Annotated in this window: 13 protein-coding genes, 8 tRNA genes and 1 rRNA gene; 19 read left to right on the forward strand and 3 right to left on the reverse strand. The window is 45.0% G+C overall.

From position 1 onward, the window contains the following. The 9 genes from L6I86_RS32445 to L6I86_RS32485 form a co-directional block, all read left to right on the forward strand. Positions 1-149: ribosomal RNA gene (locus tag L6I86_RS32445) — 23S ribosomal RNA — on the forward strand; the annotation flags it as partial. A gap of 80 nt (positions 150-229) precedes the next feature. Beyond that, a tRNA-Ser gene (locus L6I86_RS32450) sits at positions 230-321 on the forward strand. A 27-nt stretch (positions 322-348) separates the two neighbouring features. Further along, positions 349-425, forward strand: a tRNA-Met gene (locus tag L6I86_RS32455). Between the two features lie 18 nt (positions 426-443). Then, positions 444-519: transfer RNA gene (locus L6I86_RS32460), tRNA-Val, on the forward strand. 10 nt (positions 520-529) lie between these two features. Further along, a tRNA-Thr gene (locus L6I86_RS32465) sits at positions 530-605 on the forward strand. A 26-nt stretch (positions 606-631) separates the two neighbouring features. Continuing rightward, a tRNA-Asp gene (locus tag L6I86_RS32470) sits at positions 632-708 on the forward strand. Positions 709-751: 43 nt separating this feature from the next. Continuing rightward, positions 752-824 (forward strand) — tRNA-Phe (locus tag L6I86_RS32475). 44 nt (positions 825-868) lie between these two features. After that, a tRNA-Tyr gene (locus L6I86_RS32480) sits at positions 869-950 on the forward strand. Positions 951-966: 16 nt separating this feature from the next. Further along, positions 967-1039 (forward strand) — tRNA-Lys (locus L6I86_RS32485). 93 nt (positions 1040-1132) lie between these two features. Here the strand turns inward: L6I86_RS32485 and L6I86_RS32490 are convergent. The 3 genes from L6I86_RS32490 to L6I86_RS32500 are packed head-to-tail and all read right to left on the reverse strand — an operon-like array spanning position 1133 to position 3636. After that, positions 1133-1432, reverse strand: a complete 300-nt coding sequence (locus tag L6I86_RS32490; protein ID WP_236292841.1) for an MTH1187 family thiamine-binding protein — start codon at positions 1430-1432, stop codon at positions 1133-1135. A 48-nt stretch (positions 1433-1480) separates the two neighbouring features. Continuing rightward, entirely contained in the window at positions 1481-3043 is a 1563-nt protein-coding gene (locus L6I86_RS32495; protein ID WP_236292843.1) for a GMC family oxidoreductase, read from the reverse strand. Then, positions 3040-3636: a gluconate 2-dehydrogenase subunit 3 family protein gene (locus tag L6I86_RS32500; protein ID WP_236292844.1), complete on the reverse strand. Its 597-nt coding sequence runs from the start codon at positions 3634-3636 to the stop codon at positions 3040-3042. The genes L6I86_RS32495 and L6I86_RS32500 overlap by 4 nt, the downstream gene beginning before the upstream one ends. 266 nt (positions 3637-3902) lie before the next feature. Between L6I86_RS32500 and L6I86_RS32505 the strand changes: the two genes are divergently transcribed. The 10 genes from L6I86_RS32505 (at position 3903) to hisG (ending at position 14016) form a co-directional block, all read left to right on the forward strand. Next, entirely contained in the window at positions 3903-4754 is an 852-nt protein-coding gene (locus L6I86_RS32505) for an NlpC/P60 family protein (protein WP_236292845.1), read from the forward strand. A gap of 132 nt (positions 4755-4886) precedes the next feature. Then, positions 4887-6002, forward strand: a complete 1116-nt coding sequence (locus L6I86_RS32510) for a PucR family transcriptional regulator (RefSeq protein WP_236292846.1) — start codon at positions 4887-4889, stop codon at positions 6000-6002. A gap of 112 nt (positions 6003-6114) precedes the next feature. Further along, complete coding sequence (locus L6I86_RS32515) at positions 6115-7245, forward strand: ABC transporter ATP-binding protein (RefSeq protein WP_056611312.1); 1131 nt, start codon at positions 6115-6117, stop codon at positions 7243-7245. Between the two features lie 170 nt (positions 7246-7415). Then, positions 7416-8357, forward strand: a complete 942-nt coding sequence (hprK, locus tag L6I86_RS32520; protein WP_236292848.1) for an HPr(Ser) kinase/phosphatase — start codon at positions 7416-7418, stop codon at positions 8355-8357. 151 nt (positions 8358-8508) lie between these two features. Then, positions 8509-9483: a prolipoprotein diacylglyceryl transferase gene (gene lgt, locus L6I86_RS32525; protein ID WP_236292850.1), complete on the forward strand. Its 975-nt coding sequence runs from the start codon at positions 8509-8511 to the stop codon at positions 9481-9483. After that, entirely contained in the window at positions 9461-10120 is a 660-nt protein-coding gene (gene ppaX, locus L6I86_RS32530; protein WP_236292852.1) for a pyrophosphatase PpaX, read from the forward strand. Before lgt ends, ppaX begins: the two co-directional genes overlap by 23 nt. Continuing rightward, complete coding sequence (locus tag L6I86_RS32535; RefSeq protein ID WP_236292854.1) at positions 10117-10608, forward strand: acyltransferase; 492 nt, start codon at positions 10117-10119, stop codon at positions 10606-10608. Before ppaX ends, L6I86_RS32535 begins: the two co-directional genes overlap by 4 nt. Before the next feature lie 155 nt (positions 10609-10763). Next, positions 10764-11516 carry a peptidoglycan-binding domain-containing protein gene (locus L6I86_RS32540; RefSeq protein ID WP_236292856.1) on the forward strand — a complete coding sequence of 251 codons (753 nt, stop codon included), beginning with the start codon at positions 10764-10766 and terminating at the stop codon, positions 11514-11516. A gap of 643 nt (positions 11517-12159) precedes the next feature. Next, the gene (locus L6I86_RS32545) at positions 12160-13338 is read left to right on the forward strand and encodes an ATP phosphoribosyltransferase regulatory subunit (RefSeq protein WP_236292858.1); all 1179 of its coding nucleotides are present in this window, start codon (positions 12160-12162) and stop codon (positions 13336-13338) included. Between the two features lie 42 nt (positions 13339-13380). After that, the gene (hisG, locus tag L6I86_RS32550) at positions 13381-14016 is read left to right on the forward strand and encodes an ATP phosphoribosyltransferase (RefSeq protein WP_056611299.1); all 636 of its coding nucleotides are present in this window, start codon (positions 13381-13383) and stop codon (positions 14014-14016) included. Positions 14017-14043 lie beyond the last annotated feature (27 nt).

The raw sequence follows: 14043 nt of genomic DNA on the forward strand, positions 1-14043 counted from the left end.
CGCTGAAAGCATCTAAGCGCGAAGCCCCCCTCAAGATGAGATTTCCCAGTATGTAAGACCCCTTGTAGACGACGAGGTTGATAGGTTCGAGGTGGAAGTGCGGCAACGTATGCAGCTGACGAATACTAATCGGTCGAGGGCTTAACCAAAATTCCTAAGAGAAATACCTACGTTGAAGTTTCGTATCTAGTTTTCAGGGAATACTATTCCTGAATCGTATATATATCTTGGAGAGATACCCAAGTGGCTATAAGGGGACCCTCTGCTAAGGGGTTAGACTGCGTAAGTGGTGCGAGGGTTCGAATCCCTCTCTCTCCGCCAGTTCCAAATATATATACACTTTTATGTGGCGGCGTAGCTCAGCTGGCTAGAGCGTACGGTTCATACCCGTAAGGTCGGGGGTTCGAGCCCCTCTGCCGCTACCATAAAACCAAACACCAGATGGAGGCTTAGCTCAGCTGGGAGAGCATCTGCCTTACAAGCAGAGGGTCGGCGGTTCGATCCCGTCAGCCTCCACCATTATCTTTACGCCGTTGTAGCTCAACTGGTAGAGCAACTGACTTGTAATCAGTAGGTTGGGGGTTCAAGTCCTCTCGACGGCACCATTTTTATGGTAAGACCTTTGTAGCATGGAGCTGTGGTGTAGTGGCCTAACATGCCTGCCTGTCACGCAGGAGACCGCGGGTTCGAATCCCGTCAGCTCCGCCATTTCTTTTACAATTAATGTAGGACATGCTATAAATAATCATTTGGCTTTGTAGCTCAGTCGGTAGAGCAGAGGACTGAAAATCCTCGTGTCGGCGGTTCGATTCCGTCCAAAGCCATTGAGATGGTTGTATTGCTTTGGCAGTACGGGTATCTCGTATCTGGAGGCTTAGTGAAGTGGCTAAACACGGCAGACTGTAAATCTGCTCTCTTCGAGTTCGGTGGTTCGAATCCATCAGCCTCCATTTTCCTTTCACCTACGAGTCATTAGCTCAGTTGGTAGAGCACCTGACTTTTAATCAGGGTGTCGTAGGTTCGAATCCTACATGACTCACTTTTATAAGCAAACGTACAAGACCGTAGGGTCTTTTTTTGTTTCCATTATATTATAGAAAAAGCATCCTATAGCAGGATGCTTTTTTGCTGTTCAGAGCTTGTCAGCGACGGACTTCATTTTTTGTTCCATGGAGGCGTGCTTGTCGCGGCGATCATCGATTTTGATGGACGTGGAGACACGAGCAGCTCCATGCAAGAAGGGAACCTCGTGGACGGCACGGATGACCTCGAATAAGCGGTCTAAGGGGCCCTCCAAGATGGTACCCATGGGTGTCATTTGAAAGCGGATATCTGCATGTCGCTCTAATTCTTTATGGAGGTCAGCGACATAGCCGCTTAGGCTGGTTGTGGCTGTTCCGATGGGGATTATGGTGAATTCTGCAATGGCCATAGAAATGACAAGCTCCTTCCTTTAGTTACTTGTTGTTAAGGATAACAATCAGGAGCTGGCAAGGTCAATAATGTAATCAGCAGTTCTTGCTGCTAGAGCCATTACGGTAAGCGTAGGATTGCCTCCACTAGAGGTGACGAATAGGCTAGCGTCGCAAATGAAAAGGTTCGGGATGTCATGACTTTGACCGTACGTGTTCACCACGGATGTAGCGGCGTCATTGCCCATCCGGCAACCACCCATCAGATGTTGTGTATCTGGAACGACATAGGAGATCTCTCCACCAGCTGCACGGAGGATCAACTTCATATTTTCAACAGCATGATCCAGGAGCTTGAGATCGTTATCGCAGTAATTGAAGGCTAAGGAAGCCATAGGTATGCCATATTCATCTTTTTCATCAGCTAGCGCAACGTGATTGTTCCAATTGGGAAGAACCTCTCCGACCATTTTGAGACGACCATAGAAGTTGTAATCCTGCATCGCTTTTCTGAAGGACGAGCCCCACAAAGGCGCCTCATTGGCCTTGCGAATGCCTTCTGCCATCTCTATAGGCCGAGAGCCGTGAGCATGTATGGTATACCCGCGGACAAAACCTCTACGTGGATCTGTCTCATAGAAATCTTGGGTAGATGCCAGCACGGGTGTTCCTTTGTACAATCGGACTTCCTCTTCAAACTTGGCATAAACATCGTTGCTGCTATGCGTCATAATCGCCTTGCCTACCCATCCGCTGGAATTAGCTAATCCATCAGGGAAATGCGGTGTGGCGGAGTGGAGTAGCAAACGAGGTGTTTCCACAACGTGCGCACAGAGGATAACCGTTTTGGCACGCTGCCGATAGGTTATGCCTTCGTGGACGAACAGAACCCCGCAAGCATGGCCATAGTCATTAACTTCGATTTGAGTGACCCTGCAGTCTGCGAGAATTTCGGCGCCTGCTTGAACTGCTTTAGGAATGTGCACGATCAATGTGCTAAATTTCGCATTAGGGATGCAACCTTGCAGGCAGAACCCACGATTGATGCAAGCAGAGCGGCCTTCCAACGGGTTAGAGAGGATGGCTAAGGGTGTAGGTGCGGATTGAATACCGAGAGATTTGCAGCCTTTGTGAAATAAGACGGCATTAGGGCTAAGTGAATCTAGTTCTGGAAAGGGATATGGACCGTGAAAATTTCCCCACGGGAAGTGCTTAGGGCCGGAAACGGAGATTTCTTTTTCAATACGCGAGTAATAGGGTTCCAAATCTTTATAATGAATGGGCCAATCTTCCCCAACGCCATCAATGGCCTTCGTTTTGAAATCAGATTCATGAAATCGCAGAAAAACCCCCGTAAAGTTCTGAGTGCCGCCGCCAATCCCTTTTCCAGACTGATGCTTTCCAGTAACGAATGGATCTGCTGCATCAACAAGACGTGTATCCTCCCAAGTTAGGTGCTTCATACTCAGTTCATCACTTGCAAAATCCTTCTCAGGATCACGCCAAGGCCCAGCATCAATCACAACTACACCAAGCCCAGCTTCACTGAGTTCTTTGGCTAGAACACCTCCAGCAGCGCCTGCTCCTACGATAACAATGTCTACGGTTTCATTTTCATAGCGCCACTTCATGATCGTTTCGCAGCCTCCCAGGATTCAAGTTGGTCAGGACTATGAAGGGTGTATCCGCGAGGATAAGCAGGCCCTCCAAACCCAATTTCCGACCAAACTAAAGGATGAGCATAGTAGGCTTCTACGCAGAGTTGAAGAAGCTTTTGGAATAAGATCTTTTGAGGAATGCCTTCCCAATTTTTCGTAGGTGGATAGCTATCGTTGCTGATCTGAAGCATAATGCTCCGTTGGTTTGTCTCATCTAATTGAAAGAAAGGCTGACTATTCGCAATCCATCCTGTTTCGTCAATTGCTTTAAGTCCATGACGTAAAAGTAGTCGAACCGGAGGTGTGCTCACTTTCCGGTGTCCCTCACCTTTATTTTCAGATAATACCTGATCGATATGGTTAATGACGTATTGAATGATTTCTCCGCGATAATCGTCCATAAGCAGTGAACACCAAGCACGAAGCGTTTCGGCCTCAATGATTGTTACATATCCGTATGCGTGTTCACGAATTAGTCGAGCTTTCACAATGGATCTCGTGTGTACATCCCATTCCCTGCTTTCTTCCATGACATCAAAGGTTGGATAATGATTATGATCTTTCATGCTTGTCACCTCCATAGTTAACGAGAATCAAAACCAAAAAGTGCTACTACAATTATTTCCAAAACTATGAAGAATATGAGGATGACACCTATGAAGTTGTATTTTTAAAGAAATGAAACAATTGGCACCATTGCCAATGTCATGGTTGTTAGGAAATATTTTAGGAATGAAAGTCTTTTCATTACCATGGTAATCTTGTACTAGTAACTGAGATGTTTTCCATTTTACCCAACTCACCCAAGAGAGCACGTACAGGAGGAAATACAATGTTAAAGAGTCTTGCACACCGCACGCTAGGAATAACTGCTGCGATTACGATCGCATTATCAGCAACAACTGCTGTTTCCGCTTATGCTGCAAATGATGATATGGATGCCGTTTCTTTGGCCAAAAAAATGGTTGGCGTAGATTACTCCAAAAGTGATGAAACACCTTCTGCAGGGTTTGATTCATCAGGACTGATCTATTATGTCTATGAAACGTTAAATTACACAGTACCTAGAACTTTAGCGGATCAATTCAACATGAAATCCACGAAAATTACGAAAATAGATAAAGCTGAGCCAGGTGACGTCTTGTTCTTTGGTAGTGGTTCAAAACCAACGTTTGCTGGGATCTATGTAGGCCAAGGTAAAATGGTTATGGCATCCCAGAGCAAAGACGAAGTCGTCACTCGCAATGTAAGTGAACTTAAAGGTAGCTTTATTGGCGGAAGAAGTATTCTTTCAGCTAAGGATCGTTTGAAAGCCGAGTTGATCCTAACCGCTCAGAAATATCTTGGAACTCCCTATGTATTTGGTGCAAAATATGGTCAAACCAAAACAATGGATTGTTCTTCTTTTACAAAAACGGTGTTTGCTGCTTATGGGATTACACTGCCACGTGTTTCTCGCGATCAAGCGAAGGAAGGCACTTTCGTTAGTAAAAGCAATTTACAGACCGGAGACTTGGTCTTTTTTACAACGCCTGATTCCGGTAAAAACATTGGACATGTCGGTATTTATGTTGGTAACGGCATGATGATTCATACGTACGGTGAGGGTGGAGTCAAATTCACCTCGATGAATAAAGAATGGTGGGCAGATCACTACGTAACAGCTCGCCGCGTAATCAAATAGGACCTCTTTCATATGGACCTTCTTGCCAATTGTGGCAGGAGGGTTCCTTTCGATTCACAGGAATAGGCAGACATATGGTACAATAGAGAGATAAATATAGAAGATGCTATAGGCAATAAGGAGTGAAGGCAGATGATTTGGGAGCATGTCAAGGAGCGATTGGAAGCGGTTTTACAGTCGCCAATACAGATAAGCCTGATACCGGATTCCGAATGGCACCAGCTTGTGGAGGATCAGGGAGAGCGCCAAGAAGGATTGAGTCGTAGTGTGATCCGGGGAGAGGAAGTTCTTTTCTTCATTTCACAGGATCATAAAGAAGTTCGTGTTCTAAAGATAAATGGGAGTAAGTTGTCTGTTTCAGAACGCAAACTTGTCGAACTTACGATCGAATCCAAGCAAACTGTAGAGAAAAAGCAATTCGGTTCCTATCTGTCTGAAGATGAAAGGAAGTCGAATCAATTAAGAGATTGGCTGCTGCAGCAAATGGAACGCGGTACAGGTCATGCAGAGCTTCCAGATGCGCTTGCTTCACAGTCATCGTTGTATTCAACCAAAATCCCTCTCTTGTTGTATGGGGACTATCCTCAGAACCAGCGTGTTTCCTATACGGAGCTTAAGAAGCTGTTGGAATCTTTTTTTGAAGCGGAGATTATTCTGATTCCTTTACTGGAAAAAGAGTGGTTAATCCTAGCACCAGAGGTCCTTATTACTAGCGGTAGCGAAGAACGCGATGGGGACGAGGAAGAAAGTGTTGAGCAAACCCTTGATGCACTTGGCTCAGGTTTATATGAGATGTTGGCAAATGAATGGGTAGGTGAATGCCATCTTGCCATTGATTTCCCTGTGAAACCGGCGAAGTCTTTGTTTGCTACCGTGCTTAAGCTGCGTGAAACCATTATGCTGGGCCGATCCTTCCACGTAGGCAGCTTTATTCATCTGCGTTGGGAGCTTCGTCTTGAGAAGTTGTTGCACCTTATAGAGGAAGAGGAGAAAACAGATTTCCTTGAGCAGGTGCTCCGCGGCACAGATCATGTACTGGATAGCGAGACGGTAACGACGCTGGAGCATTTCTTTACACTAGACTGTAATGTTAGTGAAACCGCGAAGAAGCTTTATATTCATCGCAATACCTTGCTTTATCGGTTGGACAAGTTCAAGAACGAAACGGGACTGGATGTTAGAACGTTTAATCATGCTGTTTTGGTACGACTGGCCTTGCTATTGTACAAAGTAACGAAAAGAAAGTGATTTTTTTGTAGGGATTGTGCATAGTCAGTCCGCCGCTTGTAGGGTAAGATGTGTATATAGAAATGTTGATAAATAAAGCATTTGAACGATAAATTGTAGGGGGAATGAAATCATGGCAGGCGTACGTTTAAATCATATCGTTAAAAGATATTCTGGTGCAGAAGAATCAACAGTTAAAGATTTCCATCTTGAAGTTGCTGACAAAGAGTTCGTAGTTCTTGTTGGTGCATCCGGTTGCGGAAAATCCACAACTCTTCGTATGATCGCAGGCTTAGAGGAAATCACTGAAGGTGAACTTTACATCGGAGACCGCCTTGTAAATGACGTAGCTCCAAAAGATCGCGATATCGCGATGGTATTCCAATCCTACGCTCTTTATCCGCATATGACTGTTTATCAAAACATGGCATTCGGATTGAAACTTCGTAAATTCAAAAAAGCTGATATCGATGCTCGCGTTCGCGAAGCAGCGAAAATTCTAGATATCGTTCACTTGCTTGATCGTAAGCCAAAAGCTCTTTCCGGTGGTCAACGTCAACGTGTTGCCTTGGGTCGTGCGATTGTTCGTGAGCCACAAGTATTCTTAATGGATGAGCCGCTTTCCAACTTGGATGCGAAACTTCGTGTACAAATGCGTGCGGAAATCACAAAACTTACAAAACGTCTTGGTGTTACAACGATCTACGTAACGCATGACCAAATCGAAGCAATGACAATGGGCGATCGTATCGTTGTTATGGATAAAGGTATTATTCAACAAGCTGCTACACCAGAAGAAATCTACAACTTCCCAGTGAACATGTTCGTAGCTGGTTTCATCGGATCCCCATCCATGAACTTCATGTCCGGAACATTGGCATCTGAAGGCGGCGGTGTATTCTTCAAAGCAGGTACTGTCAACGTTGAAGTTCCAGCTGGTAAAGCACAAGTTCTTAAAGACAAAGGATTCGTTGGCAAAGAAGTGATTCTGGGAGTTCGTCCAGAAGATATTCACGAAGAGCCAGTATTCTTGGAAGCTTCCCCGAAAACAGTATTCAACGTTAACGTTGAATTGACTGAGAACTTGGGACACGAAATGTACTTGTACTTGAACGGTATCGGGGCTAACACAGTAATCGCTCGTGTTGACGGTCGTTCCGGAATCAAAGAAGGTACTAACGTTAAATTGGCACTAGACATGAACAAAGTTCATTTCTTCGATAAAGAATCAACACTTTCCATCTTGGTTAACCCAAACCTATAGGATTGTACTGAAAGGCCAGCCGTTATCGGCTGGTTTTTTTGTTTATTTCGAGGTTCATGAACACAGTAGTTGATTTCAATTAGGTATTCCATTACGATGAAACTATTGGAAGCCTGCGTGCAACAAGGGAAAGCATATGGTACATAAGCAAATTCGGAGGAGTTAGGACAATGGCCAAAAAGGTAAAGGTTTCCGAAATGATGGAACAGCTACATATGGAAGTGTTAGCAGGAGAGGGTGGACTGAAGCGTCAGATTACTACTGGTGACTTGTATCGCCCTGGTCTTGAAATGGCGGGATATTTCAATTACCATCCCAAAGAGCGAATTCAGATGCTTGGAAAAACAGAGATTACGTTTATAGAGATGTTGACGACGGGGGTTCGTAGAAACCGGGTGGAGCAGCTTTGTGCCCCTGAGGAAACGCCGTGTATTATTGTGACGAGAGGACTGGACGTTCCCGTGGAATTGCTTGAGGAGGCAACTAAGCGTGATCTTCCGGTGCTAAGAACGCAGCTGTCAACGACTATTTTTGCAAGCAGATTAACTGGTTTTCTTGAAAATAAGCTTGCGCCCAGCACGACAATCCATGGTGTACTTGTTGATGTCTATGGGGTAGGTATGTTGATTACCGGTAGCAGTGGGATCGGAAAGAGTGAAACTGCGCTTGAGCTTGTAAAACGAGGGCATCGACTGATTGCGGATGATGCGGTTGAAATTAGGCAAAATGGCGATAAAGTATTAACAGGTAATGCCCCAGAGTTGATTCGACACTTACTTGAGATCCGCGGTGTAGGTATCATTAACGTCATGACACTATTCGGTGCAGGCGCGATTCGTAATGTGAAGAAGATTTCAGTTGTTGTGAAACTGGAGAACTGGCAGCAAGAGAAGCAATACGATCGTTTGGGCTTAGATGAGGAGCTAACGCGGATTATCGATACTGACCTGCCGCTAGTTACGATACCTGTAAGACCAGGCCGAAATTTAGCCGTCATTGTTGAAGTTGCTGCTATGAATTATCGCTTAAAGCGTATGGGTTATAACGCGGCGCTGCAGTTTACGAATAAGCTGACAGAATCATTGAATGAAGATTTTGAGGATTTTGATTGACCACATAGGAAAGTATAAGTTTTCGGTTCCCGAGAACTGCTTTCCTATTGGCGATAAAATCAACCATTAAACGCGGTCGCTCATCCATGAATGGCCTCGATAAAGGTTTTCTCAAAGAGGGCGTAAGCTCACTAAATAAAGGAGTGGAACTATGTTAGAAAGTATTGCGTTCTCCTTAGGGCCGATTCATGTAAGGTGGTATGGTATTATTTTGGGAACAGCCGCATTAATCGGTTTAATGTTGGCAATCAGGGAAGGGAAACGATTCAAAATCGTACCTGACTTCTTCATGGATTTATTGTTAATTGGGGTTCCTTCTGCCATTATTGGGGCTAGAATTTATTATGTAGCTTTCCAATGGGCTGATTATAAGGATAATTTATGGGAAGTATTCATGATATGGCACGGCGGGATTGCAATTTATGGCGCTCTGATCGGGGCTATTATCGGTACTTCATTCTATATTCGGGCCAAAGGATACAACTTCTTTCGAATTGCTGATATCCTTGCGCCGGGTCTAATTGTTGGACAAGCAATCGGCCGTTGGGGCAATTTCATGAATCAGGAAGCTCACGGCGGTCCGGTAGAAGAGTCGTTTTTGAGAGATACCTTGCATTTACCGAATTTTATCGTAAATCAAATGAACATCGAGGGGACATTCTACCACCCTGCTTTTTTGTATGAATCGATATGGAGCTTTGTAGGTCTGCTGTTCTTGTTCTGGCTTCGTCGCAGGCCCTTTTTACGGGCAGGAGAGCTATTTCTAAGTTATTTCATCTGGTATTCGATCGGTCGTTTCTTCATTGAAGGGATTCGTACTGACAGCTTAGATATCACAGGGCCAGGTTGGTTGGCTTCATTGATGAATGCGTTATGGTCACCTATGAAAATTGTGTTTGAACCAGGCGTACTGACATATGGAGGGAATATTCGTTTCTCCCAACTCCTTGCATTGCTAATTGTCATTGCGGCCGTGATCATGATCATTATTAGAAGGAAAAAAGGCTATTCCAATGAACGTTACTCGGATCCAATTGTATCTACGCTAGTGCTTGATAAAAACAAAGTAGTCAATGATGAAGAGACAGATAAAGGAGTCAACTATGATTCAAACCGTACTATTTGATTTGGATGGCACGATTGTAGACACGAATGAATTAATTGTACAATCGTTCTTGCATAGCTTGGAAGGCGAAACACCTGAACCTATTAGTAGGGAGCTTATTATTCCCAATATGGGTCGCCCGCTAGTGGAGCAAATGGAGTTTTTTACAGGCAAAAAAGAAGTTGAGGCGCTGATTACTAAATATCGTACGTTTAACCTTGCTAAACATGATGAGCTTGTGCAGGAATTCCCGAACGTGCGTACGGTAATGGCAAAACTTCACGAAAAAGGTATCAAAATCGGAATCGTGACAAGTAAAATCAGACTTACCACATTGATGGGACTGAAACTTTGTGGATTAGACTCTTACGTCAGCGCTATTGTAACAGTGGATGATGTAAAAGAACCAAAGCCGAGCCCCGAGGGTATCTTTGCAGCGCTGAAAGAGCTAGGCAGTTCACCTGATGAAGCAATGATGGTAGGCGATAGTCATTATGATATTGAGGCTGCTCAAAATGCAGGAGTTACATCTGTAGGTGTATCCTGGTCCTGGAAGGGGCGCTCTTATTTAGAGCAGTACAACCCGGATCATATTGTTGATGATATGTTTGACCTGTTGCCATTAGTCGGGATATCGTCGGAAGTGAAGGTTGATTGAGGCAGACAGAGAAGTATCCCGTAGATGGCCCAAATGCGCTGTGGCAAATTTATCAAACGGTCAGTAAGTGGAAGGCTATGCGGAATTTCGTTTGGATTCAAATTACCCGTTATTCGCCATCCTTGCGGTTGAAGAACTGGATATATCGTCGTGTTCTAGGAATGACAGTTGGTGAGCACTCGGCATTTGCCTTGATGGTGATGGTGGATGTGTTTTTCCCCGAGCGGATCTACATTGGGAGTAATACAATCATTGGTTATAACACGACGATCTTGGCGCATGAGTATTTGACAAAGGAATACCGGTTAGGTGATGTACGTATTGGATCTCATGTGATGGTTGGGGCTAATACGACAATTCTGCCAGGTGTGACGATTGGTGATTATGCGATTATTGGTGCGGGTTCTGTCGTCCATAAGGATGTAGCCCCTAATAGCTTCGTGGCAGGTAATCCGATGCAGGTAATTCGGTCGGGCAGTGCAAAGTAAGAGGAAAATAAGATGGGCTCAACGTCATTGTGATGTTGGGTCCTTTTTTGTTGTGTAAAGGGAACCAGAATCTGCCGAAAACGACTATTAAAAATGGCATTTTGGGAATAGTAAAGACGCAGTGAAATCATAGGAAAAGGGAAGGTGTCGCTTAAGTGCAGCAATGGAATCGTAGTAAAATCGCAGATGTGAAAAAAGGTAACTTTGGAAGGTCTCTAGGAAAGCGTGCGGGAGTTGTAGTACTAGCTCTTATGCTGCTTTTATCCTTGCCGACAATAAGTTTGGCTGTCGGTAAAGAGGCGCAGGGACCCGATGTGTATGTGATCCAAGGGATGCTGAAATCACTAGGCAGCTATTCTGGTGATATTAATGGTTACTACGATAATGCAACGGTTCAGGGGGTAAAGTACTTTCAGAAAAAGCATGGGCTGCCGGTAACAGGCGCTGTAGATAGCCGTACGCTCGAGTCGATCACCTATGGCTATATGAAGCTTAAGGGTGTTGGCCAGAGTCAAGGCGGCGGTAAAGGCAAAGGTAAATGGCAAGGCGGTGGAGGCACCAGCGAAGGCCAAGGTCAGGAAGGTGGTAAAGGTGGTGCCGGAGGAGGCAAAGGTCAAGGACCGAGTGCGACACAAGCTCCGGGACCTAATGGTGGACCGAAGCCAGTACCAAATGGCGGTCAAACGCCAGCGCCGAACGGTGGAGCAACACCAGCACCATATGGCAATGGTAACAGTAACGGCAACGGGCAAAAAGGAGAAGCACCGAATGGCAACGGTAATGGACAATTACAGTCGCCTAATGGAAATGGTAATGGTATAAATGGGAATAATGCTCCAAATGGTGGTCAACCACAGGCACCTAATGGTGGCGGTAATACCCCGAATGGACCATTAGAGGAAGACTAATCAAGATTTATCTAGAAGAGGGCATGCTGCCGCGGCAGCATGCCTTTTCCTATTGTCAGAAAGTACGCTGATCGCCGGCATACATCAGCGTCACAATGCGCCTCAAGAATCCGTATGCGTTTGGGTGAAGACTCCTACGGGGCGCGCAAATAACTGGATTTTATGCATCTATATGGATGGGATTTCGGCGGCTAAAGCAAATTGATGGATTTTCTGCTGGTAATTTCAGTAAATTTAGCTCGACCAGCTACTTTCGGCGAAAATAGATGTAGAAAAACCATCTAGTCGTTGAAAAGCGTTGATTTCCCTCAAATTAACTGGAGGTTTTCCAGTTAGATAGGTGGTAGAGGTATTGGGACTGCTACTACACAATATAAGTGGATGAAAAGCGGGAAGATCCAAAATGTTATAGCATAAAGCCGTGAATATAGGCTTCTCCATATACAGTTGACGACGTATGGGTTTATATGCCATTCTTAAAGCGCTGAACAAGGCGTAGACGATTGACGGTCCTAAAGATACGTGTTAAAATATCCGTACATTCTTTATTTTGGTAGTATGGTAGCACGTTAACGCACTAAAGTAATTGATAAACAATAAATTGAGAACAACTGATTATACTCCTACTTATAGAGGTGAGACGGTGTCGAAGCCAAAAGTATTTGAAAAACCGTTAGGCGCGAAAGATTATTTGCCTGATGCGGTTACGAAACTCAGAAATATAGAATTCCGTGTATTGGCCTGTATGGAACGCTGGGGTTACAACCAGATTATTACACCTACACTTGAATATTACGATACAGTTGGTGTAGCAAGCTCGACAGAGGATAAGAAACTGTTCAAGCTGCTTGATCGCAAAGGGAAAACGCTCGTGCTGCGTTCGGAGTTAACAGCTCCAATCGCTCGTGTAGCTTCCTCGCTTCTAAAGGAACAAGAGTTTCCACTCCGTCTTTCTTATCATTCGAATGTTTTTCGTTCCATAGAAGAAGAAGCGGGCAGAGATTCAGAGTTCTATCAAACTGGCGTTGAGTTGATCGGTGATGCAACATCGGAAGCGGATGCCGAAGTTGTGGCGCTAGCGATTGCTTCTTTGCAAGCTGCTGGCGTTGAGAAATTTAAGATTGCACTTGGCCATGTTGGTTTTCTGAACGGATTATTCCAAGAAACATTGGACGGACGCACCGATGCGCAGCTTTCCTTGAAAGAGCATTTACTCGGCCGTGATTACGTCGGATACCGGGAAGCGATTAAGTCGCTTTCTCTGGCGCCTGATGTTGAGCGTGAGCTGAACGGCGTGCTAAGGCTTCGTGGCGGTGATGAAATCTGCGAGCAAGCTCGTATGGTTTCCCAGCATCCAATCGCACAGGACGCGATCCGACATCTATGCGAAGTGTGGGATGTGCTGAAAGCTTACGGTGTTAGCGAGCATGTTGTCATTGATTTAACGATGATTGGGGATTTCTCCTACTATACAGGTATGACGTTTGAAGGCTACGCTGCTGAACTAGGTTTCCCTGTCTGCAGTGGAGGCCGTTACGACAATTTATTGAGTCAGTTTGGACGTCCAGCTCCAGCGACAGGGTTTGCATTGAAAACGAATCGCATCCTTGAAGTAACTGGTAAAGAGCAAGTGGAACAACCAGTTCGTGTGCTTATCGCCTACGATGCGGAGCATCGTGAGAAAGCCTTGCAGCTGGCGAAGGATATGCGAAGCGATGAAAACATTAAAGTGAGTATCGTTATCACACAGCTTGTCACGAAAGAACAAAGCAATGATCTGGACAGAGTGGGATACCACGTAATGAAGCTGATTGCGGAATAACCTCTCAGCATAGATGAGGGAAGTTTGGAGGAGGTTGGAACGGTGGATGATATTCTTAAAGTAGCGATGCCGAAAGGCCGTATCTATAAACAAGCAGCGAAACTGTTTACGAAAGCAGGATTGCCTATTCCAGAGGATCTGGAAGAAGGCCGCCGTTTGATTATCCCAGTGCCAGGGGCGAAGATGGAATTTATTTTAGCCAAACCGGTCGATGTTCCTACTTATGTGGAGTACGGCGTTGCCGATATCGGGGTTGTGGGCAAGGATGTTCTGATGGAAGAAAATCGGAATGTTTACGAATTGCTTGATCTAGGAATCGCAAGGTGCCGCATGTCGGTGATTGGATTGCCGGATTGGAAACAGGTGATCAACCCTCGTGTTGCTACCAAATATCCGAATGTGGCTTCTCAGTATTTCCGGGAAAAAGGACAGCAAGTTGAAGTCATTAAGTTGAATGGTTCGATCGAGTTGGCGCCTTTAATCGGACTAGCTGACCGCATTGTAGATATGGTGGAGACTGGCCAAACGTTGAAAGAAAATGGTCTCGTAGAGCAAGAGGAAATCTTTCAAATCACGAGCCGCTTAATTGCAAACCGTGTGAGTTATCGGATGAAGAACGATTCCATCCAACGGTTGTGTGATATGCTGCAGGACGTACTGCCGATAGTGAAATTATAGCTTGAGTTAATAAAAATGAGAGGAAGA

This window comes from Paenibacillus allorhizoplanae, from assembly GCF_927798215.1.
Lineage (GTDB): Bacteria > Bacillota > Bacilli > Paenibacillales > NBRC-103111 > Paenibacillus_E > Paenibacillus_E allorhizoplanae.